Below are 21,638 nucleotides of genomic sequence, written 5' to 3'. Positions count from 1 at the left end.
GTGCTGGTCTTCTCGGCGTCGGACAAGGGCGGCACCGGCCGCTCCGTCACCAGCGTCAATATCGCCTATCAACTCAGCATGGACGGGTTGAAGGTCGCCTACCTGGACTTCGATTTCGGCTCCCCGACCGTGGGCGCCATCTTCGAGATCAGCCGGATCGACCGCGGCACACCGGATGACGACGGCCTGCACTCGTATCTGCTCGGCGATACCGCGCCCGCCGGGCGTCTGAGCGTCCGCTCGGAGACCGATCGCACCGAACTGCGGCATTCCCGGCACCCGTCCGGTCGCCTGGTGCTGTTCCCGGGCGATCGCGGCGGCGGCGAATTCGCCAATATCGACGAGGCCGCCGTGCGCCGCTGCACCGAGCTGCTGGTCACCTGCGAACAGGAATTCGATGTCACCCTGGTCGATCTGAGCGCAGGCCGCTCCATCGCCCTCATGCTGGCGCTGCGCGCCACCGGCATGCCGCAGCTGTCCGCGGCCGTGGTGCGCTGGCTGGTGTTCCATCGCTGGACCCGCCAGCACATCGTGGCCGCCAATGGCCTGGTGCACGGCCCGCACGGGCTGCTGGAAACCGGCGCGGCATGTAGACACGATCCGGAGCTGCTGCTGGAATCGATACGGTACGTGCGGACGGCGGTGCCGGAATTGAACGAACCGGCCGGCCTGCGGCCCGCGCAGGCAGCCTGGTTGCAGGAGCAGAACGCCACCCTCAACCGGGCCGCCACCCGATATCAGTTGGGCACCACCGTGGTTCTGGGCGAGACGCCCGTCGAACCCATGCTGCAATGGCGCGAGCAGGTGATCCTGGACGCCGATGTGTCCGCGCGGATCGCGAACGAGAAGACCGTCCTCGCTTTCCGGAAGCTCGCCGCCGGGCTCACCAATCCGGCCATCTGGGAAAGGCTGGGAGAATAGTGAGTTCCGCGACCGACTACAGCGAGGCCGGTGAACGCCATCGCGTTGCGGGCCAGCCGCTGTCGCATCTGTCCATCGAGGCCGGGCATTTCTACATGGACGATCTGCTCAATGGCGAGGAGCGCATCAAGGCGCAGCTGAAGCGGGTCGCGCCGCTGGTGGCGGCCTATACCCAGGTGGCCCGCGCCGAGTTCGGGCCGAGCGCACGGGTGAGCACCTGTTTCCTGGTGGACGACTACTTCAAGCACGACACCGATCCGACCGAGATCCTCACCAAACTGTTGGGTGCCGCTGAGGAATGCGGGGTGCGCATCGACTATCTGGCGCGCGAGGCCGGGTGCGCCGAGGTGCCGGTCTTCATCGACAGCGAACCCATCGGCGATCCGATCCGGCTGGCCGAGATGATGGCCGCCCGCATCGTGGCCGAACCGGAGGAGAACTCCACCGGCCGGCGCCCGCCCACGGCCGAGAACGGCTGGCTGTGCAATGGCCGGCGGTCCTCGGAATACGATCCGCGCCAGGCCACCCAAGTGCGGCCCTACCGGCCGCCGGAGGAGTTCGGGGCGCGCAATCATTCGATCTTCCTGGATGTGCAGCTGTGGGATCGCTACACCGAGGAGATCGGCGGCGAACCGGTGGAGCGCACCCGCTGGTCGTGTCCGTTCCTGGCCGCCATCTGGCAGTTGCTGCGGCTGGGCATGATCCGGCACGAGGGCGCGGTGGTGGCCGCGCCGCTGGCCTGGACCGAGCCGTGGCCGGAGGACTGGTGGAAGCTGCCCGCGGTGGTGAAGCTGAACCCGCAGGCGGCGCCGTTCGCGGCCTATCGCGCGGTATCGCTGCTGCCGCACAGCTATCTGGGCATCGAGCACGCGGTGCGGGTCATCCTCGACCATCTGCAACTGGATGAGGAGGTCTACGCCAAGCTGGCGGAACGCGGTGCGGCCGAACGGGTTCCGGTGACGGTGCCGCGCGCGGTCACGCAGCGGCTGAATCACGTCTTCCTCGGCGACGCGTGAGCCCGCCATGACCGATCCGCTGGTTCTGCTCGGCGAGGTGCGCACCGGACTGCTGCCCACCGCCGACGCGCTGCCGCCGCGCGAGGTCGCCGAACTGCTGGCGCTGCTGCCCGGTCAACGGGTGCTCATGCGGGAACGTCCGCTGGCACTGGCGATTTCGCCGAGTTCGGCGGTCGGGGTGGACTGTCAGCTGGCGACGGTCTCCCGGTCGCAATCGCGTGCCATCGGCACCGTGGCCGCGCACGCGGTGCTGGTCGGCGGCAGGATCGTGCAGAGCTCCGCGGGGACCCGGGTGGTGCGGGCCGCGAATTCCAATCGGCGGCCGTGGTCGCACTATCTGACCCAGGTCGGCTCTATGGAGCTGATCCCGCGCCTCGGCGACGACACCGCCGCCGCGGTCGATCTCACCGAGGGTTTCCTGGAGGCGTCCAGCGGCACCACGTTGGACCTGGGCTCCATCAGCGACCGGCTGCTCACCAGGGTGCGCATCGACCCGCGCCTCGACCAGCAGCCCCCGGTGCGCGCCACCACCACCCGGCTGCGCTGGGCCGCGCGGGTGGCGCCGCCGGTGGGCGGCGGGCCGCGCAACCGGACCCTGTTCGCCTTCCGGCTGGAGGACGAGACCACCCGCACCGTCCGCATCATGGTGCCGACGGTCCGGGATCTCGCCGGGGTGCAACGCTTCTGCGAGGATCTGGCCGCCCACGACTGGTTGCTCACCACCCTCGACACCCTGCTCAACGACGCCGCCCAGGCCGGACCCCACCGCGATACCGTGCAATTCCTGGCGCCCATGCTCGAGGAGCTGGTGCACCTGTGGATGCCGGGCGCCCACACCCCGCCGCGCCTGCGCGAACTGTGGACCCGCCTGGAATCCGACCCCGGCTTCTCCCGCCAGTGGACCGCGCAGGTCGGTCAGCTGCGCGACCGGCTCGCGGTGGCGACACTGGCGGCCCTGCGCAGTTCCAAGATCAGCACGGCGGAGTGGTGATCACAGCCGGAACCACCGCCGGACCAGCAGGGCGAAGAACACCGAGGTCGTCACCGTGGCCAGATACGACTCGATGATCAGAATGATGCGCCCGCCGGGCCCGAACTTCTCTGTATCGCCGGGGCCCAGCGGATTCAGATAGTTCACCAGCACTTCGTACACATCGGTGGTGAACCGCTGGTCCGATGCGAACGAGATCGCGAACACGAACACCGCCAGCTGCAAGGTGATCCACCACAGCATGCGGAACGGCCGATATCCATACCCGCACACCAGATCCGGGAACCAGCCCCCGACGCGCCGCCACGCCACCGGCTGCGCTTTCCGCCGCGCCCGCGCCAGGGCCAGCCCGCACCGGTCCTCCGCGTCGGTATCCTCGTCGATCCGGTACAGCCCGCTCGCCCGCTGAAACGCCAGCGCCGCATGGGCGGGCAACCCGGCCGGGACCAATCGCCGCCCCAGTCGTTCATAGTTCTCCGCCAGCTGCCGCTGCTGGGTGCGGCTCAAGCGCAGCGGTCCCCGGAACTCCACCTCGGCCGCCACCAGCGCGGCGAGCAGTGTCGGCACCGGCACGACTTCCGGTGCGCCGGTGGTGGTTTGCCGCAGAGCCACCGCGTACAGGTGCCCGAACACCAGGCTGTCCCCGACCCGCCGGATGCCGGGCGGGTCGTAGGTGGCCACCACGGCCTCCACATGGCGGGTGAAGGTGTCCAGCAGCGGTTGTTCGGTGGCCCGCCGCCGCAGCCGGTGCGGTTGATCGAGGAAGGCGGCGATCTCGGCGGCATAGGCGTCGGCATGCCGTTCGATGCGCGTGCTCATGGCCGCGACGAAGGGCGACGACGGCGCTGCCTTTTCCAGCATGATCAATGGTAAAGCTTGCGTACCAGGACATCTCGGGGCTCATCGGACCCGAAATAGTCGATCTCGTGCTCGGCCCAGACGAAGCCGACCTCTTTGTAGAGGTGGTAGGCCGTCCGGTTGCCCGGGCGGACGGTCACGAAGACCTGGTCCACGCGAGCCGTGCGGCAGTGCGCGAGGGCCGATTCCAGCAGGGCCCGGCCGTAGCCCCGGCCCTTGCAGGAGCCGGCCACGGCGAAGCCCATGAACCAGGCCAGGCCCGTGGTGGCGATGGCGGTGAGGACGTAACCGCAGACGCTGCCGTCGTCCTCGGCGACGATCCATTCCGATCCGTGCAGCTCGAAGAGCTGGCGCAGAACGAAATAGGGGTAGGCGAGCCGATCGAACTCGGCGGTTTCGATGGCCTGGATGGCGGGCAGATCGGACACGCGCGCGCCCCGGAACAATGGAACTGGCGATTGTTCGAAGGCCAACAACGGTGTTCCCCTTCACCGGCGCGGATGCGATGAGATCCAGAGTAGGCGGCGGAGGGAGTAGGTGGGTGCGGTTCGGCCCGCCGCCGTCTGTGAGCGGCCGGGCCGAACCGCGCTGCGGCACGCGGCGGAAATACGCCACCGGCACCCGGAGGGGAGGTGCGAGGCGTCTGGAGATGCGGTGCGGCAGCGTCTATCGCGGCAGGGGGCCTTCCCCGGTCGTCCCCGGTCGCGAAGTCAACGGCGCGCGGAGCGCGCGCCGGGCATCCATGACCCACCACAGCAGGCGGTGTAGCGCCCGGTCGTAGCGGGTGTGGCGAAATACCGGGTCGGCGGCGGTTCGCCCGCGGGAGTCACGGCAGGGCGCGCTCATCGAGCACGCACCGCCCTTCCTCCACCAGCGTCGCGCGGGCCCGCCGTCGCACCTTGCAGGTTTCGACGGTGCAATCGAGATGCAGTTGCATTGCTGAGTGGGCTTCGTCGGCGCTCATGACGCCCGGATCCCTGCGGCAGCGCAGCAATCCGGCGACATGCATGTTCAGGGCGGTCAGCTGCATGACTCCTCGTTCCTACGTGGTTCCTGAAGTGCCCGGAGCATTTCAGGAAAGGAAAGGGGCCTAGCGACTACCGCTCCGGGCACATATCCAGCACACCATGAGCAGACGCCCGGCGGGCGAAAATCGGTGCGGAGAACGCAAAATTGCGCGAATTCCCAGCACCGGATCCACTTGGGGGAGGAAGATTCTCCATAGTGGACGAAGCCCCCCGCCGGTTCTACGAGTGACATCCGAGGACGTGCGCCGGGCGGGAGCCGTTGTACCGCAACACTATCGCACCTGGTCAGGGGGACCTGTGGGGGCGCAGGCGGCTCACGCTCGCGATGAGAACGGAGTGTGCTGTGTCGGATAGCCCCGCGTCATCGACCTTGCCCCGCCGCCAGCTCGGGCGCTATTTACGGGACTGGCGCATCCAGGCGGGCCTGACCATCGCCGAGGCCGCCAAGCTCATGGAATGGGGCGCCAGCACGCTACAGCGGCTGGAGAAGGGCAATGCCGATCGCATCCGCACCATCGACATCCAGGAGCTGTGCCGGATCTACGGCATCCCCGACGAAATCACCGAGGGCCTCAAGGGTTTGGCGCAGCAGGCGGCCGTCAAGAGCTGGTGGCACTCCTACGGCGATCTCATTCCGGAGAACTTCGACGTGTACGTCGGACTGGAGGCATCCGCGCAGCAGTTGTCCTGCTACCAATCGGAATTGGTGCCCGGGCTGCTGCAGACCGCCGAGTACGCAAGGGCCCTGAACCGGCTCGGCTATCCCAACGACAGTGCGGCGGAACTGGATCGGCGTGTTCAGCTGCGGTTGCAGCGGCAGGCGCTGATCACCCGGCGCATGCATCCGGCGTCGGTCGCCATGGTGTTGCACGAATCGGTATTGCGCCGTGCGGTGGGAGATGCAAGGGTGATGGCGGCGCAAATCCGGCACTTGGCCGAGCTGAGTACTCGATCGAATGTCGCGCTGCGCATCCTGCCCTTCACTGCCGGTGTCCCACTGGGGCTTTCGACCGGTCCGTTCGTGATTCTGGAGTTCGGAACCGACGGCAAGGGGCAACCGGTGGAGCCCGCGGTCGTCTATGTGGAGGGGTTCACCGGCGATCTGTATCTCGAAAGACAGGGCGATGTCCGGCGTTATCGCCGGGCGCAGGAATGCCTGGAACGCTGCGCGCTGGACATCCAGGACAGCAGAAACCTGCTGCGGCAGGTGGCGAAGGAGTATTCGGCATGAGCAAGGATCTGGCGGCGGCCCGGTGGTTCAAGAGCAGCCGGAGCGGGGCCGGCAAGGAGTGCGTCGAGGTGGCATTCCTGGCCGGGGAGCGGGTCGGCGTGCGGGACAGCAAGAATCCTGCGGGCCCGGCACTGGTCTTCGGCGCGCGGGACTGGGATTCGTTCACCGCGGGCATTGCGAACGGCCGCTTCGAGGAGTGATCCGCGGGAAGATCACGAATCGGCGGCTGTTACACAACGAAAACATGTTTGCCCGGGCTAAGCATGGGTATCACTCTATGCGTGGACCGAGGACTCAAGAATTATCACCGTCCCCGGTACCGGAAAATTGGTCCGGACGATTGGGTGGAACGACTGATCGTCGGACTGCTCTTCGCGGTATCGGCCGTAGGCGTTTATATACTCACCGGAGCATTGATGTCGGCGCTCGCCGTAGGTGTTCTCGTCGGCGCCGTCGCACTGGGCGTAGTTGCGATGTTGTGAGGTTTCGCGTCACCTTGTGAACAAGAAAATGGCCCGCAGGTGCGAGACCTGCGGGCCACTTTTTCGTCTCAGCGCCGGAACAGTTTGTTGCCCAGCCACACGATGGGGTCGTAGCGCCGGTCCACCACCCGCTCCTTGAGCGGGATCAGCGCATTGTCGGTGATCTTGATGTGCTCCGGGCACACCTCCGTACAGCATTTGGTGATATTGCACAGCCCCAGCCCGGCATCCTCCTGCGCGAGTTCACGCCGGTCCGCCACATCGAGCGGATGCATTTCCAGCTCCGCTATGCGCATCAGATATCGAGGCCCGGAGAACGCCTGCTTGTTCTCCTCGTGATCGCGCACCACGTGGCAGGTGTTCTGGCACAGGAAGCATTCGATGCACTTGCGGAATTCCTGGGACCGCTCCACATCCTGCTGCTGCATGCGGTATTGCCCCGGTTTCAGATCCACCGGCGGCGTGAAGGACGGGACCTCCCGGGCCTTCTCGTAGTTGAACGACACATCCGTGACCAGATCTCGGATGATCGGGAAGGTGCGCATGGGCGTCACCGTCACCACTTCGTCCTGGGTGAAGGTGGACATGCGGGTCATGCACAGCAGCCGCGGCCGCCCGTTCACCTCGGCCGAGCAGGATCCGCACTTGCCGGCCTTGCAGTTCCAGCGCACCGCCAGATCGGGCGCCTGGGTGGCCTGCAGCCGGTGGATGATGTCGAGCACCACCTCGCCCTCGTTCACCTCCACGGTGAAGTCCTGCAGTTCGCCGCCGTCAGTGTCGCCGCGCCACACCTTGAACTTCGCGTCGTAACCCATGGCTATTCCGCCTTTCCGGCGCCGTCCCGCACGGCAGCGAGTTCGGCTGGGCTGTAGTACTTTTCGAGTTCCGACGGATCGAAGAGCTGGAGCAGATCGGTCCGCATGGGTTCCTGGTCCTCGGGCGTCACCGTGACCGACGGCACCGAGAAGCCGACCTCGTCCGGATCGACCCGGCAGACCAGCAGTTTGCTGCGCCAGGCCGGGTCCATGCCCGGATGGTCGTCGCGGGTGTGGCCGCCGCGGCTCTCGGTGCGCAGCAGCGCGGCCTGCGCCACGCATTCGCTGATGAGCAGCATATTGCGCAGGTCCAGGGCCAGATGCCAGCCCGGATTGAACTGCCGGTGGCCCTCCACGGTGACATTGTCGTAGCGGTCGCGCAGTTCGGACAGCTTCTCGACGGCCTGTTTCAGCTCGTGTTCCTTGCGGATGATGCCGACCAGATCGTTCATGATCTGCTGCAGGTCCATGTGCAGCGTGTACGGGTTCTCCCCCGCCCCGTTGCTCGGCGGATTGAACGGCGCCACAGCGGCTTTGGCCGCGGCCGCCAGATCGGTGTCGGAGATCTTGGGCCGCGCGGCCAGGCCCTCCACATAGGTGGCGGCGCCCAGCCCGGCGCGACGGCCGAACACCAGCAGGTCCGACAGCGAATTGCCGCCGAGCCGGTTGGAACCGTGCATCCCGCCGGAACACTCACCGGCGGCGAACAATCCGGCCACGGTGGCCGCACCGGTATCCGGGTTCACCTCGATGCCGCCCATGACGTAATGGCAGGTCGGCCCGACCTCCATGGGCTCCTTGGTGATGTCCACATCCGCCAGCTCCTTGAACTGGTGGTGCATGGACGGCAGCCGCTTCACGATCTCGGCGGCGGGCATGCGGGAGGCGATATCCAGGTACACCCCGCCGTGCGGGGTGCCGCGCCCGGCCTTGACCTCTTCGTTGATGGCGCGGGCGACCTCGTCACGCGGCAGCAGGTCCGGAGTGCGGCGGGCGGAGTCGTTGTCCTTCAGCCATTGATCCGCCTCCTCCTCGGTCTCGGCGTACTGGCCCTTGAACACCGCGGGGATGTAGTCGAACATGAACCGCTTGCCGTCGGTGTTCTTGAGCACGCCGCCGTCGCCGCGCACCCCCTCGGTGACGAGGATGCCCTTCACACTGGGCGGCCAGACCATGCCGGTTGGATGGAATTGCAGGAACTCCATATTGATCAGCGTCGCCCCGGCCCGCATGGCGAGGGCGTGCCCGTCGCCGGTGTACTCCCAGGAGTTGGAGGTCACCTTGTAGGACTTGCCGATACCGCCGGTCGCCAGCACCACCGCCGGCGTCTCGAAGAGGATGAAGCGCCCCGATTCCCGCCAGTAGCCGAAGGCCCCGGAGATGCGGTCGCCGTCCTTGAGCAGTTCGGTGACGGTGCATTCCTGGAAGATCTTGATACGCGCCTCGTAATCCCCGGTCTGCGCGAAATCCTCCTGTTGCAGCGAGACGATCTTCTGCTGCATGGTGCGGATGATCTCCAGGCCGGTGCGGTCGCCGACGTGCGCGAGCCGCGGATAGGTGTGCCCGCCGAAGTTGCGCTGGCTGATCCGCCCGTCCTTGGTGCGGTCGAACAGCGCGCCGTAGGTCTCCAGCTCCCACACCCGGTCGGGCGCCTCCTGGGCGTGCAGTTCGGCCATGCGCCAGTTGTTGAGGAACTTGCCGCCGCGCATGGTGTCCTTGAAATGGGTTTGCCAACTGTCCTTTTCATTGGCATTGCCCATGGCGGCCGCGCAGCCGCCCTCGGCCATGACGGTGTGCGCCTTGCCGAACAGTGATTTGCACACCACCGCCACCGAGAGCCCGTGCTCGCGGGCCTCGATGACCGCACGCAGGCCGGCGCCACCGGCACCGATCACGACGACGTCGTACTTGTGCCGTTCGACTTCAGGCATGGAACCGAATACTCCTGACAGACAAGGGAATGGTGGTCAGCCGATGAATCGGAGATCGCTGATGGTGCCGCTGGCGACGAGCATGACGTAGAAGTCGGTCAGCACCAGGGTGCCGAGCGTCGTCCAGGCCAGCAGCATGTGCCGGGTATTGAGCGCCGACACCGCGGTCCAGAACCGGTAGCGCACCGGATGCGCCGAGAAGTGCTTGAGCCGCCCGCCGGCGATGTGCCGGCAGGAGTGGCAGGACAGCGTGTACGCCCACAGCAGCAGCGCATTGCCGGTGATGATGAGCGAGCCCAGGCCCATGCCGAAGCCGCCGTCCTTGGCGTGGAAGGACAGGATCGCGTCATAGGTATTGATGACCGCGACAATGCCGGCGATATAGAAGAAGTACCGGTGCGAATTCTGGATGATGAGCGGAAGCTTGGTCTCGCCGGTGTATTTCGCGTGCGGCTCGGCCACCGCGCAGGCCGGCGGCGAGAACCACACCGACCGGTAGTAGGCCTTGCGGTAGTAGTAGCAGGTGAGCCGGAACAGCAGCAGGAACGGCAGCACCAGGAAGCCGAGCGGGATCCACCCCGGCAGCTCACCCACCGGCGTGCCGAAGTGCGCGGATCCCGCGACGCAGGAATCGCTGATGCACGGTGAGTAGAACGGTGTCAGGTAGTGATAGTCCGCGACCCAATAGGCGTCGCGCACAAAGGATCTGATGGTCGCGTAGATCACGAACGCGGCCAGCCCGGCCACCGTCGCGGCCGGCGGCACCCACCAGCGGTCGGTGCGCAGCGTGCGCGCGGCGATGGCGGCGCGGCTCTTGCTGAAAACTCCGGTTGTGCCCGATTCGGGAGCCTTGATAGGCGCTGCGCTCACTGCTGGATGCCTCGCTGCTCTATCCCGTGGAACGTCATCGTTACCTCCGGCATCGAATGTGATGGTGAGCACCTTACGACAGGGCAGCTATCAACCGCGTTCGGTACTGCGAATTCGTGATCCCGTGATTTGCGCCACATTTTAGGAATTCTGCGGTTTATCGTTCGCTGAGTGAACAAACGGCTATCTCACGAACGTGGCAGCATCCCAGTGAGATTCGAATAGCGGGGGTGGCGGCGTCGTGCAGGGCTCGATTTGCGATTCGCGCGGCGTCACACGGGGGCAACAACTCTGTGGTGCCCTGTCCCGGAAGTAGGACAACCCTCGCAAGGGGGACGCCGGTGATGAGGGTGAAGGGAGCCGGTTGATGAGGAGAGCCGCGATCGTAATGCCGATGCGCACGCCCGTCGGCCTGCCGGGTGGCGCGCTGGCGGCGGTGGCGCCGCCGCGCTTGATCTCCACGGTGCTGAGCGCCGTGATGGGCCGCGCGGGAATCGATCCGCACCGCGTCGAACAACTCGTCGCGGCGGTTCCCGAACCCAATGCCGTGCGCGCCGCGGCGCCGCTGGCCGGACTGTCGCCGAGTATCGGCGAGTTCCCCCTCGGCGGCGGTCCCGGCGCCGGACTGCGCGCCCTCATTACCGCGGCAATGATGGTGCAAACCGGCTCCGCCGACGTCGTGCTGGCACTCGGCGCCGAATACCCCACGGGCACAGGAATATCCGAGTCACTCATCCCGAAGCCCGCAGCCGCGCCCCGCGCGATCTTCACCGCCATGATCGGCGCCGCGCCCGCGGACTCCGAACCGGAAGCGACCACCGATGAGCACCTCGCGGTCTGGGCCGCCGCCGAAACCGCCCGCGGCCCGCTGGAATCCCAGTACACCGAACTCCTCGCCCAGCACTACGGCATCACCCGCGCCGCCGCCGACGAATTCGCCGCCACCAGCCACCGCCGCGCCGCCCGCGCCCGGCGGCAGGGCGTCTTCGGCGCCGAGACCGCGCCGGTGGTGGTGAACGCCGTTCCCGGGGACCCGGATTCCGGCGTGGTGCAACTGGTCGATCGCGACGAGGGCCTGCGCGACGATGTCTCGCACCGCGCCTTCGCCATGCTCTCCCCGTTCCGGCCCGGCGGCGTGACCACGGTCGGCAACAGCAGCACCCGCACCCTCGCCGCCTCGGCCTGCCTGGTGGTGGCCGAGGAGCGCCTGGTCGACCTCGGCCTCGAACCCATGGGCTATCTGATCGGCTGGTCCGCCGGCAGCACCGGCGACACCGACGCCATCGTCCCCGCCGTCGGCGCGGCGGTGGGCAAAGCCCTGTCCCGCACCGGTTTCGCCCTCCCCGATATGGACCTCGCCGAGATCGACGAGACCAGCGCCGTCGAAGTCCTGGCCCTCACCAGACTCTGGGAACGCGACGGCTGGGCCTTCGACACCGCCGAACGCCTCAACGTCCACGGCGCCGCCATCGCCCTCGGCGACCCGGGCGGCGCCGCCGGCCTGCGCATGGTGACCACCCTCCTGCATGAACTGGCTCGCCGCGAAGGCGGATACGGCCTGTCCGCCACCCCGACCGGCCCATCCCACGCCCTGGCCGCCGTCTTCGAATCCGCCCACGCCCTCCCGATCGCGCCGACCCCACGCGGCGCACGCTTCCACGGCGGCGGGCGCAGAGGCCGCTCAGGCCGCCACCGCGCCTAGGAGAGAACAACTCTCGTAACTCTCTCAGGGGCAAGCCCCTGAAACCCCATGGGTGGAAGAGGGCTTCCGGGTGGCCTATGAGGGAGGCTTTCCCTGGGTGCGCGCGAGGGAGGGTCCCCCGGGGTCCTGGGGGAAAGGGGTTTCAGGGGAAGCCCCTGGGAGCTATGAGAGTTATTTCGTCCGCGGACGGGAGTGGAAGCCGAGTCCCTCGTCCTGAGCGCCCATCCAGGCGGCTTCGTCCGACTTGCTGTCGGGGACGTAGATGACTTCCTGTTGTCCGCTGCGGGTGACCTGAGGCGGGGGCGCCTGCTCGAATTCCTCGGCATCGATGACGAGTCGTTCCAGGTCGTTCTCCAACCGGCGCACCATATTGGCCTCGCCGTACTGCGAGCGCAATGCGCTGACGCACTGCCGGAGCTGGCCGACCGCGTAGCGGAGTTCCGCAATCTCGCTGCGTGTCATCGAAACCTCCTCGAGCCGTGTGACAGACCACACATTATGATCTACAACACAGTACGCGACGATAGTGAATCCGTCTCGCGACGATGACATAACCGCAGGTGGGGGGCCTGTCCCGAGCTGTGGCCGACCCGCGATTCAGCCCGCGATGGCGTACTCCGTCCCGCACTCCGGCTCCCGCCCGCGCATGGCCGCCACCGCCCGATCCACCAGCCCCGCGATGGCCGCCGCCACCTCCTCGGCGCGCTCCAGGATCACGCTGTGCCCGGCCCCGTCCAGCCGCACCAGTTCGGCGTCGCCGAGCTGGGAGGCCAGCACCACCGAATGCGCGAACGGAATGACGATGTCGGCCGAGCCGGCCAGCACCAGCGCGGGAATCCGCCCCAGCCGGTGCAGGGATTCGTTCTCGTCGAAGCGCATGAGCGAATCCAGGAAGCTCGACATGGTCAGCAGCGAGGTCTCGTTGAGCATGGCCGTCGCCACCGCCAGCACCCGCGGGCTCACCCTGCGGGTGCCCAGCGCCGCCTCCCGCATGATCGGCTCGAAAATGCGCCGGCTCCAATGCTTGGAGGCCTGCATGGCCCGCGGCGCGCGCCGCACCGCCGCCTGCAGCGAGGCCACGGCCGGTCCGTTCAGCAGTCGCCCCACGCCGACCCGGGTGACGCTGGAGGCCGCGCCCGCGATCAGCCCGACGCCGATGATCCGGCAGCCGATGGCCTCCGGGAACAGCCGGGCGTAGGCCAGAATCGTCATGGCGCCCATCGAATGGCCGACCAGCACAACGGGTCCGGTGGGGGCGACGGCCCGCAGCACGGCGTCGAGGTCCCGGCCCAGCTGCTCGATGGTGTAGGTGGCCGGATCCGCATCGCCCGAATCCCCGTGTCCGCGATGGTCGTAGAAGACCATGTGGATGCCCTCGCCCCAGCGCGGCGCCAGATGCTCGCGCAGCAGCGCCCAGGATTCGGTGCGCAGGCAGTGGCCGTGCAGGAACACCACGGTGACTTCGGCCGCGGGCGAACCGAATTCGCGTACCGCGATCGGCACGCCGTCGTCAGCGCTGACGATGAAGTGGGTGGACATGACGTGCTCCTGACGAGTCCGCATCTTGCCCGGTTGTCGATAGTCATTGCCGCGCCGTTAACCGCCTACACCAGGCGTTATGTACAAGTTGTCCAACTGCCGCCGATGATCGACAAGCGGAGCGCGGCGTGCGGACTCCCGATCTCCCCGGCCGTCCCCCGGAGTCTCATGGGAAATCTAAATAAATCTAGTGATCATGCTAGAAACCTGTAGATATTGACGAAAGCCCGCTCGCGATAGCAATCTGCCCCTGTCTAGCCATGAAGCTAGACAGGGGCAGATTTTCCTCGAGACCGCGACCTAGGTGGCCGCCGGGGCCTTGGTCGACGGCAGGAACGTGCGCAGCAGGTTCTGCTCGGTCGACGGCCCGAACTGCCATTCGGCGATCCACGGCCCGGTGCCCTCGCTCGGATCGAGCGCGCCGCCCTCGATGAACTTGTAGCGACCCTCGAGGATGCCGCGGGTCAGCTCGGTATCCGCCGCATCGGTGTTGTCCCAGAGCGATTCGAACAGCTGCCGCACCCGGACCCGCGCCTGCCGGCAGAAGACCTCGGCCAGTTCCTCGGCCGCCACTCCGTCCGGATCGCCCGCCACCCGCAGGGACTGGGCCTTCACGCAGGCGGCCGCCATGGCGAACAGCTCCGCGCCGATATCCACGATGCGGCCCAGGAACCCTTGCTTGTATTCGAGTTTCGCCTGCCAGCGCGCCATGCCGTACATGAGCGCCCGGGCCTGTTTGCGCGACATCCGCTCGACGAAGCGCAGGTGCCGGGCCAGCGGGCCGAATTCGCCGAAGCTCACCGGCGCGGTGCCCGAGCCGACGGTCAGCTGCGGGAACCATTTGGCGTAGAAGCCGCTCGCCCCCACCGCCGCCTTGGCCTTGTCCTTGGGCGCGGCATTGCGGTCGACCAGCGCGCCGGCCGCCGCCATATGGGCATCGGCCATCTCGCGGGCGATGAGCAGCCGCATGATCTCGCTGGAGCCCTCGAAGATGCGGTTGATGCGCAGGTCCCGCACGAGTTGCTCGGCGCCGACGGCGCGTTCGCCGCGGGCCGCCAGCGAGGCGGCGGTCTCGTAGCCGCGCCCGCCGCGGATCTGCACCAGTTCGTCCGCGATCGAGCAGGCCATTTCCGAGGCCCACAGTTTGGCCAGCGCCGCCTCGATGCGAATGTCGTTGCGGTTCTCGTCGCACATGGTGCCGGACAGGTCGAGCACCGATTCCAGCGCGAAAGTCGTTGCGGCGATGAAGGACAGCTTGGCGCCGACGGCGGCGTGCTCGCCGACCGGGCGGCCCCACTGCACGCGGGTGGCGCTCCATTCCCGGCCGATCTTGAGCGACCATTTGGCAGCCGCGGTGCACATGGCCGGAATGGCGAGGCGGCCCGCGTTCAAGGTGGTGAGCGCTATCTTCAGGCCGTCGCCTTCGCGACCCACCAGATTGCGTGCGGGGACGCGCACATTGTGCATGCGGGTGACGCCGTTCTCGATACCGCGCAGGCCCATGAACGCATTGCGCCGCTCCACCGTGATGCCCGGGCTGTCGGCTTCCACGATGAAGGCGGAGATGCCGCCGCGATGCCCTTCGCTCTTGGGCACCCGGGCCATGACGACGAGCAGTTCGGCGACCACGCCATTGGTGGTCCACAGTTTCACGCCATTGAGTTCGTAGGCCTCCCCGTCGGCGGTCGGGGTGGCGGTGGAGGCCATGCGCGCCGGGTCCGAGCCCACATCCGGCTCGGTGAGCAGGAAGGCGCTCACCGCCCCTTTCGCGCAGCGCGGCAGGAACTCTCGCTTCTGCTCGGGCGTACCGGCCAGTTTGAGCGGCTCGGGCACGCCGATGGACTGGTGCGCCGACAGCAGCACGCCGAGGCTGGCGTGCGCCGAGCCGACCAGCATGAGCGCCTTGTTGTAGCCGACCTGCGACAGTCCGACACCGCCGTATTCCTCGGGAATCTTCAGTCCGAAGCAGCCCAATTCGGCCAGCCCGCTGACATATTCGTCCGGAATGCGTCCCTCGGCCTCGATCCGCGCGCCATCGATGGTCTTGCAGAAATCCTCCAGCCGGGCCAGATACGCCGCGCTCTTGGCGGCGTCCTCGGCGCCGGGTTGGGGGAACGGGTGGATGAGGTCGAGCCGGAACCGCCCGAGAAACATCTCCTTCGCGAAGGACGGCTTGGCCCAAGTGGTTTCGCGGGATTCCTCGACCAGTGCCCGGGCCTGCTCTTCGGTGGCGTCGACTTTCGCTGTGGTCGCCATTTTTCTCCTCCTCGGAGGTGATGAGAATCACATTCGAGTGTAGGAGCCTTTGTTACCCACCGGTAGTCATTGGCAAAGATCAAAAACCCTTGTTACGCAATGATCTTGGTTGACTGGCGAATTCCTGGTTACTGCACCCCGCGCAAATAGCGGCCGAAATGCGGCACCGTGAAACCGATGGTGCCGCGCTCGGCCGAATAGATGAGGCCCTTCTTGATCAGACCGTCACGGGCGGGTGACAGCGAGGCGGGTTTGCGGTCGAGCTGCTTGGCCACCGCCGCCGTCGCGACCGGGCCGTCGTCTCCCGACAAATCGGCCATGGCGCGCATGTACTCCCGCTCGGCGGGAGTGGCGCGCTCGTAGCGGGAGCCGAAGAAGCCGACCGCCAGCTCCTCCTCGGCCGTCGGCGCGGCCACCGCCACGTCCTCGGCCGTGATCGGCGACTGGGCGGCGGCATCCCAGGTCGCTTTTCCATACGCCTGGACGAAATACGGGTAGCCGTCGGCCTTGCGGTAGAGCGCTTCCAGGGCCTCCCCGCTGTACTTCACGTCCTCGCGCTCGGCCGGGGCGATGAGCGCCCGATCGGCCGCGTCGCGATCCAGGCGGTCGATGCGGTGGTAGGAGAACAGGCGCTCGGAGTAGCTCTTGGACGCGGACAGCACCGCGGGCAGATGCGGCAGTCCCGCGCCGACCACGATCAAAGGCGCGGCGTCCTGGCTCAATTCGTGGCAGGCGCCGCACAGCGCGGAGATATCGGCGGGGCCGAGGTCCTGGAGCTCATCGATGAACAGCGCGATGCCGACGCCGGTGTCGCGGGTCAGCTGCGCGGCCTCCAGCAGCAGCTCGACCAGATCGATCTCGATATCCCCGGAATCGGCGCGGCCGGTGACCGCCGGAACGTCGATGCCCGGATTCCAGCGTTCGCGCATGCCCTTGTCGGCGGTGGAGCGCAGTGCGAAAGCCTTGAGAATGCCGAGGAAATCGTCCATTTGCTCCGGATTGCGGTGTGCCGCCGCAATCGAGCGCACGGCCATGTGCAGCGCCGAGGACAGCGGGCGGCGCAGCTCCTGATCCGGGCGGGCCTCCAGCTTGCCGGTGCCCCAGCCGCGCGCCCGGGCCGCCGAGCGAAGCTGGTTGAGCAGCACCGTCTTCCCGACCCCGCGCAGGCCGGTGAGCATGACGCTGCGTTCCGGGCGGCCGCGCGCGACGCGTTCCAGCACGATGTCGAAGGCGTCGAGCTGGCGGTCACGACCCGCCAATTCGGGTGGGCGCTGGCCGGCTCCGGGGGCGTACGGATTGCGCACGGGGTCCATGCCGGTCAACCGTAGCGCGAGAATCCCGGATTATCCGGGCATCTATCGAAGACCCTAGAGGCGACTATCGATCGGCATGCACCCCGCGCGGCCGCCCCTGCGACACCGCGCGGGTCCGGCCGCCCCGCGCCGGGCTTTCGCACTCCCGGAGTCGCTTCCGGTCTCTACTCTTATGACCGAGTCGCGGTCGATCCAGCGCAGGAGGGTTCATGTCGGAGGAAGCAGTGCCCACCGTCGCGGAGGTGGTCGAATCCTGGAACGTGCCCGCCGAGGCGACCGTGGCCGCGCGCATTCGCAACAACATCCTGGTGGCCATCGAGCGCGGGTACGACGACCCGCAGCTGGTGGCGGATCTGGCGGTCGGCCCGCTGGTCATGGCGCTCGGGAAACTGGAAGTGGAGCTGGCCGACGCGCGGCGGCGCATCGAGGAGCTGGAGCGCGCGGTGGACGGGCCGCGGTAACGGTCGTTAACAGTCCGCTATGCCGAGTCGTGACCCGCTGAATGGGATCGGAAATCGCGTGTCTGCCGGGCGTTTTGCCGCGACACGCAACACGCGCGGCCGTTTGGGTGGACAACGCAGCCGCCTAGTCGTAATCTCTTCGTGACTTAGCGGAGTCTGTTGCTTCATCGGAGAGGCAGCCCGCGACGTTACCGCCTAATCGGAGACGAGCCTCAAATTCGTCCTCGAGCCGGGGACCCACTCGTGTTGGGGTGAATCTCCTTCGGCCGCAAGCCGTCGGAGTAGGGCCTACTTGCTGGCCCGAACCCGTCAGCTAACCCGGTCGGTGGTCAGAGCAAGGAAGATCGGAGACACGGGTCGGTGGGTAAGCACAGCTTGCAGCGAGAATCTCGGCTGCCGAATTCCGTCAAGGGCGCCGTTGTGATGGGCGCTCTCGCGGCCACGACGACCGGCGCGTTCCCGGCGATCACCGCCCAGGCCGCCACCGTCGAGATTCCGGGTATCGGCAATTTCGATGTGCCGGACGAGTTCACGCCCCAGGTGCAGCAGTTCAACCAGGCGGTCAAGGACTTCGCGGCCAATGTCCCGCAGGCCAATATCGACAATCCGGGCGTCAACAATAACTCCGGCTTCTTCGGCCTGCCGGAGATGATGAAGCCCAGCTCCCCCGCGAACATCGCCCTCGAGGCCGCGCAGACCAAGGTTGGTGCGCAGTACTCCTGGGGCGCCTCGGGCCCCTACAGCTTCGACTGCTCCGGTCTGGTCCAGTGGGCCTACAAGCAGGCCGGAGTCGAACTGCCCCGCACCAGCTTCGAGCAGTCCCACGTCGGCGCTCCGGTCGCCTACGAGAACCTGCAGCCCGGCGATATCGTCATCACCAATGGCGGCGGCCACGTCGGCATCTACGCCGGCGACAACAAGCTTCTCAATGCCGTCCAGTCCGGCACTCCCGTCTCCTACACCCCTCTGCGCCCCGACATGGTGGTGACCGCGCGCCGCGTCGCGTAATCACCGGCGCCTGGCGCGGCCGTAAACGGCTTGCGCGCAGTGGGTAATGTCTAACCCGTGACCTCAGCTCTACCGAGCGAAGCGGCCCAAGCCCGTGTCGATTCCTGGGTTTGGGCCGTCAGGCTGTTCAAGACCCGCTCCGCGGCCGCCACGGCCTGCCGCGCCGGGCATGTGCGCGTGAACGGCGTCGCCGTGAAGCCCGCCCACACTGTGAAGCACGGTGACGAAATCCGGGTCCGCGTAGGCGGATTGGAGCGCATCGTGATCGTCGAGCGCCTCATCACCAAACGCGTCGGCGCGGCCGTGGCGGTGCAGTGCATGATCGACAAGAGCCCGCCGCCGCCCGATCCGCAACTCGTGGCCGCCCTGCCCCGCCGCGATCGCGGCTCCGGCCGCCCGACCAAACGCGAACGCCGCGAAACGGATCGGCTGCTCGGCCGCACCCCGGAGAACTGAGCGCCTCGGCTCACGGCATGGAGGCGATCTTCACCGGGATGGCGATGTTCTCGTCGGCGTAGTAGATGGCGCACGTGCGGTGGTACCCGTCCACGATCTGCGCCGGTACGCCTTTGCGGAAGTCGCCGCGCACCATCAAGATCGGCGACAGCGCCTTCCCGGCCACGATCTTCTCCATGTCCTTGCGCACGTGCAGGTTGTACATGGGCAGCAGCTCCAGCTGCGCCGCCCGCAGCAGATCCTTGGCCTTCTTGTGCGACAGCTCGACCGCCCGCAACTCCTCCACCACGGTCTTCACCACGCTCGGCTCGGCGAGCATTTCCAGATAGTCCGCCGCCGCCGGATAGTCGTGCTCGTCCGGCGTGCTCTTCCATTTCACTGCGACCGTCGGCTCCGATGACATCCCGCCATCATTCCCGCGCCGCCCGGCCACCCCGGCCCGACACGCCACGCGAACTCACCTGGTCAGGATGATCCGGCGACGTGGATGGCGGCGAGCGCCCGCACCCCCGAAGTCCACGGGTGAAGTCGGCCGGATCGCCGTCGGCCGGCTCGACGAGATGCAAGGCGGCCACCGGTATCCCCGCTCGCCCCCGACGATCCGGTTCTCTCTCCCGTCCAGCGGCGGATGGGGCGCGCGGTCAGCCGGCCGTCATGATCCGCCGGCGTGGATGCGCGTCGGTGAGCGCCCGCACCAGCGCCGCACCCGCGGGGGCGCAGACCACGGTGAAGTCGGTCGGGTCGCCGTCGGTCAGTTCGACCAGGTTCGAGGCGGCGACCGGTTGCGGTTCCCGGATGGCGTGCACGACGCCGCGGATGGGGACGCCGAATTCGCGGATGTCCTGCAGGGCGATCGCCAGATCGTTGCGGTCGCCGGTATCGCAGCGCACCACCACGATTCGATCCTCCAACCCCTCCAATGGCGGAGGCAGCGCCCGGGGCACCCGGGCCAGCACGACCACATCGCGGGCGCCGGAGTCCAGCAGCCAGCCCACTGCCGCCGCGCCCAGCTCGCCGAGTCCGCCCGCCACCACGTAGGTCCCCTCCGGCCGGATGGTGACCGACGGGAAGCGCGGGCCCGGCGGATCGGGAATCGTCCGGCTCCGCCAATGCCGCTGCGGCGGCGCGGCGGTGTGCGGGCCGAGCGCGGTCCAATCGATGGGCCGCCCGTCGAGATACAGTCGTGCGATCGCACGCAGGAAGTCGCCGCACTCGTCGGTGCGCGAGGCCACCGGATAGCTCGCCTCCCGGAACACCGGGTGCTCGCGCAGCACAGGCGCCAGGATCGGGTGCGGAGCGATCTCCAGCACGGTCGAGATACCCTCTGCCGCAGCTCGTTCCAACGCGGCGGCCAGTTCCACCGGGCCCGCCGCATGCTCGCCCCAGTAGTTCGCGTCCATGCGCAGCGCCGATCGCACCCCGATGGCCCCCTCGGCCGCCGCGCCGGTTGTCGCCGTGCGGGCGAGGCCGTTGTCGGTGCCGGGTTCGTAGCCGGCCAGGCCGCTGTTCGCGCCGGGCCCATGACCGGCGAGGCCGCTCGCCCGCACGTCGTGTGTGGGTGCGGTGTCCTGCTCGCCGATCAGCGCGCCGCGCCGGGTCGTCGAGTAGATGGGTAGTGCCGGAGTCAGTGCTTCGATCCCCGCGAGGTCCATGATCAGTTGCGGGGCAATATTTCTCATACGCGGAATGTGCACGGCGGCGGCCGGGCCGTCGGGGCTGATGCGCTGGGCGAAGATCGCGCGCCGGTGTGCGCGCCGGACGAGGGCGTCGATATAGCGCGGTTCGCCCGAGACGGTGATCGAGCTCGGACCGTCGACCGCCGCGACGCCGATGACCTCGCGCATGGGCTCCACCAGGCGCATGGCCTCCGCGGGCGTGGCCTCCAGCACCGCCGCCGCGGCGTGGTTGCCGACGAGGGTCAGTATGCGGCCGCGCGCCACCACGATGCGGGCCGCGTCCGCCAGCGACAGCGCACCGCCCGTCACCGCGGCGGCGATCTCGCCGACACCGTGCCCGGCGACCGCGTCCGGCCGCACGCCCCAGGCGGCCAGCAGTTCGGCCAGCGCCAGCTCGAAGGCGAACACCGCGGGCTGGGTGTTGTCCACCCCGGCCTCGCCGACCTCGAAACCACTGTGCGGATACCACACTCGCCTTCCACCCGCCGCGGCAATCGCGTCGGCGGCCGCGGCGAGCGCAGCGGCGAATACCGGATAACGCGCGGCCAGCACCCGGCCCATTCGCGGGTGCGCGCCGCCGCCGGAGAACAGGAACAGCACTCCACCCCCGCGCCGGCTCGCGGATACTCCGATAACGTCGCCGCCGCCGGGTCTGCGGGAACTTTCCCGGCCGGCTGGAAAGAAGGAGCCTCCTCGCGCGGGAGTCGCTTGTGCCGCCTCCCCTCGCGCGGGAGTTGTGTGCGCCGCGTCCCCTCGCGCAGGAGTTGTGTGCGCCACGTCCCCTCGCGCGGGAGTTGTGTGCGCCGCGTCCCCTCGCGCAGGAGTTGCGTGTGCCGCGTCCCCTCGCGCAGGAGTTGTGTGTTTTGGTTCCCCTCGCGCGGGAGTTGTATGTGCTGGTTCCCCTCGCGCGGGAGTTGTATGTGCTGGTTCCTTGCGAGTGGGAGCTGAGTGCGCCGCCTCCCCCCGCGTCGCTGCTTCTCGGGTCGCCTCTCTCGGCGTCGACTCTTCGCGCGCTGGAGGTTTCTGCGCCGCCGTTTCTTGCGCCGTCGTTTCTCGTGCCGGTGCTTCTCGCGCTGCTGCCTCC

General features: G+C 67.9%; 21 protein-coding genes and 1 riboswitch. Of the genes, 9 read left to right on the top strand and 12 right to left on the bottom strand.

The genetic code is table 11. The features are described from left to right. From ACYQ5L_RS38525 to ACYQ5L_RS38515, 3 genes are read left to right on the top strand one after another with little or no spacing between them, the layout of a single operon-like run. Positions 1-921 carry an SCO2523 family variant P-loop protein gene (locus ACYQ5L_RS38525; protein WP_459963165.1) on the top strand — a complete coding sequence of 307 codons (921 nt, stop codon included), beginning with the start codon at positions 1-3 and terminating at the stop codon, positions 919-921. After that, positions 921-1,937 (top strand): SCO2522 family protein, encoded by a 1,017-nt coding sequence (locus tag ACYQ5L_RS38520; RefSeq protein ID WP_459963164.1) that lies wholly within the window; start codon positions 921-923, stop codon positions 1,935-1,937. The genes ACYQ5L_RS38525 and ACYQ5L_RS38520 overlap by 1 nt, the downstream gene beginning before the upstream one ends. Positions 1,938-1,944: 7 nt before the next feature. Then, the gene (locus tag ACYQ5L_RS38515) at positions 1,945-2,928 is read left to right on the top strand and encodes an SCO2521 family protein (protein WP_459963163.1); all 984 of its coding nucleotides are present in this window, start codon (positions 1,945-1,947) and stop codon (positions 2,926-2,928) included. On the opposite strand, the gene ACYQ5L_RS38510 is transcribed toward ACYQ5L_RS38515, so the two are convergent. The 3 genes from ACYQ5L_RS38510 to ACYQ5L_RS38500 all read right to left on the bottom strand — a co-directional run bounded on the left by ACYQ5L_RS38510 (position 2,929) and on the right by ACYQ5L_RS38500 (position 4,816). After that, positions 2,929-3,789, bottom strand: coding sequence for a hypothetical protein (locus ACYQ5L_RS38510; RefSeq protein ID WP_459963162.1), 861 nt, complete (start codon positions 3,787-3,789; stop codon positions 2,929-2,931). A gap of 2 nt (positions 3,790-3,791) precedes the next feature. Further along, positions 3,792-4,214 carry a GNAT family N-acetyltransferase gene (locus ACYQ5L_RS38505; RefSeq protein ID WP_459963161.1) on the bottom strand — a complete coding sequence of 141 codons (423 nt, stop codon included), beginning with the start codon at positions 4,212-4,214 and terminating at the stop codon, positions 3,792-3,794. Positions 4,215-4,612: 398 nt separating this feature from the next. Then, the gene (locus ACYQ5L_RS38500) at positions 4,613-4,816 is read right to left on the bottom strand and encodes a hypothetical protein (RefSeq protein WP_379193769.1); all 204 of its coding nucleotides are present in this window, start codon (positions 4,814-4,816) and stop codon (positions 4,613-4,615) included. A gap of 341 nt (positions 4,817-5,157) precedes the next feature. Here ACYQ5L_RS38500 and ACYQ5L_RS38495 point away from each other — a divergent pair, with 341 nt between their 5' ends. Together ACYQ5L_RS38495 and ACYQ5L_RS38490 are read left to right on the top strand one after the other, a co-directional pair. Next, positions 5,158-6,045, top strand: a complete 888-nt coding sequence (locus ACYQ5L_RS38495) for a helix-turn-helix domain-containing protein (RefSeq protein ID WP_459963160.1) — start codon at positions 5,158-5,160, stop codon at positions 6,043-6,045. Continuing rightward, positions 6,042-6,245: a DUF397 domain-containing protein gene (locus ACYQ5L_RS38490; RefSeq protein WP_459963159.1), complete on the top strand. Its 204-nt coding sequence runs from the start codon at positions 6,042-6,044 to the stop codon at positions 6,243-6,245. Before ACYQ5L_RS38495 ends, ACYQ5L_RS38490 begins: the two co-directional genes overlap by 4 nt. A 350-nt stretch (positions 6,246-6,595) precedes the next feature. Here ACYQ5L_RS38490 and ACYQ5L_RS38485 read toward each other — a convergent pair whose 3' ends face one another. The 3 genes from ACYQ5L_RS38485 to ACYQ5L_RS38475 are packed head-to-tail and all read right to left on the bottom strand — an operon-like array spanning position 6,596 to position 10,143. Then, complete coding sequence (locus tag ACYQ5L_RS38485) at positions 6,596-7,342, bottom strand: succinate dehydrogenase/fumarate reductase iron-sulfur subunit (protein ID WP_379193766.1); 747 nt, start codon at positions 7,340-7,342, stop codon at positions 6,596-6,598. A gap of 2 nt (positions 7,343-7,344) precedes the next feature. Beyond that, a complete protein-coding gene (locus ACYQ5L_RS38480) occupies positions 7,345-9,273 on the bottom strand; it encodes a fumarate reductase/succinate dehydrogenase flavoprotein subunit (RefSeq protein WP_459963158.1) in 1,929 nt (642 codons plus the stop codon). A gap of 36 nt (positions 9,274-9,309) precedes the next feature. Then, positions 9,310-10,143, bottom strand: coding sequence for a hypothetical protein (locus ACYQ5L_RS38475; protein WP_459963157.1), 834 nt, complete (start codon positions 10,141-10,143; stop codon positions 9,310-9,312). Between the two features lie 367 nt (positions 10,144-10,510). Here ACYQ5L_RS38475 and ACYQ5L_RS38470 point away from each other — a divergent pair, with 367 nt between their 5' ends. Further along, on the top strand, positions 10,511-11,845 hold the full coding sequence (locus ACYQ5L_RS38470; protein WP_459963156.1) for a thiolase family protein: 1,335 nt from the start codon (positions 10,511-10,513) through the stop codon (positions 11,843-11,845). A 171-nt stretch (positions 11,846-12,016) separates the two neighbouring features. Here the strand turns inward: ACYQ5L_RS38470 and ACYQ5L_RS38465 are convergent, their stop codons facing one another. From ACYQ5L_RS38465 to ACYQ5L_RS38450, 4 genes are all read right to left on the bottom strand, one after another. Next, on the bottom strand, positions 12,017-12,307 hold the full coding sequence (locus tag ACYQ5L_RS38465) for a hypothetical protein (RefSeq protein WP_379193762.1): 291 nt from the start codon (positions 12,305-12,307) through the stop codon (positions 12,017-12,019). A gap of 135 nt (positions 12,308-12,442) precedes the next feature. Then, positions 12,443-13,384: an alpha/beta fold hydrolase gene (locus ACYQ5L_RS38460; RefSeq protein ID WP_459963155.1), complete on the bottom strand. Its 942-nt coding sequence runs from the start codon at positions 13,382-13,384 to the stop codon at positions 12,443-12,445. A gap of 300 nt (positions 13,385-13,684) precedes the next feature. Beyond that, complete coding sequence (locus tag ACYQ5L_RS38455) at positions 13,685-15,640, bottom strand: acyl-CoA dehydrogenase family protein (RefSeq protein ID WP_459963154.1); 1,956 nt, start codon at positions 15,638-15,640, stop codon at positions 13,685-13,687. Positions 15,641-15,768: 128 nt separating this feature from the next. Beyond that, a complete protein-coding gene (locus ACYQ5L_RS38450) occupies positions 15,769-16,953 on the bottom strand; it encodes an AAA family ATPase (RefSeq protein ID WP_459963152.1) in 1,185 nt (394 codons plus the stop codon). Positions 16,954-17,162: 209 nt separating this feature from the next. On the opposite strand from ACYQ5L_RS38450, the gene ACYQ5L_RS38445 reads away from it, so the two are divergent. The 3 genes from ACYQ5L_RS38445 to ACYQ5L_RS38435 all read left to right on the top strand — a co-directional run bounded on the left by ACYQ5L_RS38445 (position 17,163) and on the right by ACYQ5L_RS38435 (position 18,878). Next, a complete protein-coding gene (locus tag ACYQ5L_RS38445; RefSeq protein WP_459963151.1) occupies positions 17,163-17,414 on the top strand; it encodes a hypothetical protein in 252 nt (83 codons plus the stop codon). Between the two features lie 182 nt (positions 17,415-17,596). Next, a riboswitch (cyclic di-AMP (ydaO/yuaA leader) is annotated at positions 17,597-17,758 on the top strand. Between the two features lie 16 nt (positions 17,759-17,774). Beyond that, positions 17,775-18,422, top strand: a complete 648-nt coding sequence (locus ACYQ5L_RS38440; RefSeq protein ID WP_459963149.1) for a C40 family peptidase — start codon at positions 17,775-17,777, stop codon at positions 18,420-18,422. Between the two features lie 57 nt (positions 18,423-18,479). Beyond that, positions 18,480-18,878: an RNA-binding S4 domain-containing protein gene (locus tag ACYQ5L_RS38435; protein WP_459963147.1), complete on the top strand. Its 399-nt coding sequence runs from the start codon at positions 18,480-18,482 to the stop codon at positions 18,876-18,878. Positions 18,879-18,888: 10 nt separating this feature from the next. Here the strand turns inward: ACYQ5L_RS38435 and ACYQ5L_RS38430 are convergent, their stop codons facing one another. Then, on the bottom strand, positions 18,889-19,281 hold the full coding sequence (locus ACYQ5L_RS38430; RefSeq protein ID WP_379193755.1) for a hypothetical protein: 393 nt from the start codon (positions 19,279-19,281) through the stop codon (positions 18,889-18,891). A gap of 238 nt (positions 19,282-19,519) precedes the next feature. Next, positions 19,520-21,154 (bottom strand): acyltransferase domain-containing protein, encoded by a 1,635-nt coding sequence (locus ACYQ5L_RS38425; RefSeq protein ID WP_459963671.1) that lies wholly within the window; start codon positions 21,152-21,154, stop codon positions 19,520-19,522. Between the last annotated feature and the right edge of the window lie 484 nt (positions 21,155-21,638).

This window comes from Nocardia sp. IFM 10818, from assembly GCF_054655275.1.
Note: the sequence above shows the minus strand (reverse complement) of the source record. Positions and strands in the feature narration are given on the sequence as shown.

Bases quoted from the DNA above. Each gene is read 5' to 3' on its own strand.
- ACYQ5L_RS38510 (WP_459963162.1), bottom strand. From the start codon at position 3,789: ATGCTGGAAAAGGCAGCGCCGTCGTCGCCCTTCGTCGCGGCCATGAGC.
- ACYQ5L_RS38450 (WP_459963152.1), bottom strand. From the start codon at position 16,953: ATGGACCCCGTGCGCAATCCGTACGCCCCCGGAGCCGGCCAGCGCCCA.
- ACYQ5L_RS38460 (WP_459963155.1), bottom strand. From the start codon at position 13,384: ATGTCCACCCACTTCATCGTCAGCGCTGACGACGGCGTGCCGATCGCG.
- ACYQ5L_RS38465 (WP_379193762.1), bottom strand. From the start codon at position 12,307: ATGACACGCAGCGAGATTGCGGAACTCCGCTACGCGGTCGGCCAGCTC.
- ACYQ5L_RS38445 (WP_459963151.1), top strand. From the start codon at position 17,163: ATGTCGGAGGAAGCAGTGCCCACCGTCGCGGAGGTGGTCGAATCCTGG.
- ACYQ5L_RS38515 (WP_459963163.1), top strand. From the start codon at position 1,945: ATGACCGATCCGCTGGTTCTGCTCGGCGAGGTGCGCACCGGACTGCTG.
- ACYQ5L_RS38480 (WP_459963158.1), bottom strand. From the start codon at position 9,273: ATGCCTGAAGTCGAACGGCACAAGTACGACGTCGTCGTGATCGGTGCC.
- ACYQ5L_RS38455 (WP_459963154.1), bottom strand. From the start codon at position 15,640: ATGGCGACCACAGCGAAAGTCGACGCCACCGAAGAGCAGGCCCGGGCA.
- ACYQ5L_RS38485 (WP_379193766.1), bottom strand. From the start codon at position 7,342: ATGGGTTACGACGCGAAGTTCAAGGTGTGGCGCGGCGACACTGACGGC.
- ACYQ5L_RS38500 (WP_379193769.1), bottom strand. From the start codon at position 4,816: ATGCAGCTGACCGCCCTGAACATGCATGTCGCCGGATTGCTGCGCTGC.
- ACYQ5L_RS38470 (WP_459963156.1), top strand. From the start codon at position 10,511: ATGAGGAGAGCCGCGATCGTAATGCCGATGCGCACGCCCGTCGGCCTG.
- ACYQ5L_RS38430 (WP_379193755.1), bottom strand. From the start codon at position 19,281: ATGTCATCGGAGCCGACGGTCGCAGTGAAATGGAAGAGCACGCCGGAC.
- ACYQ5L_RS38490 (WP_459963159.1), top strand. From the start codon at position 6,042: ATGAGCAAGGATCTGGCGGCGGCCCGGTGGTTCAAGAGCAGCCGGAGC.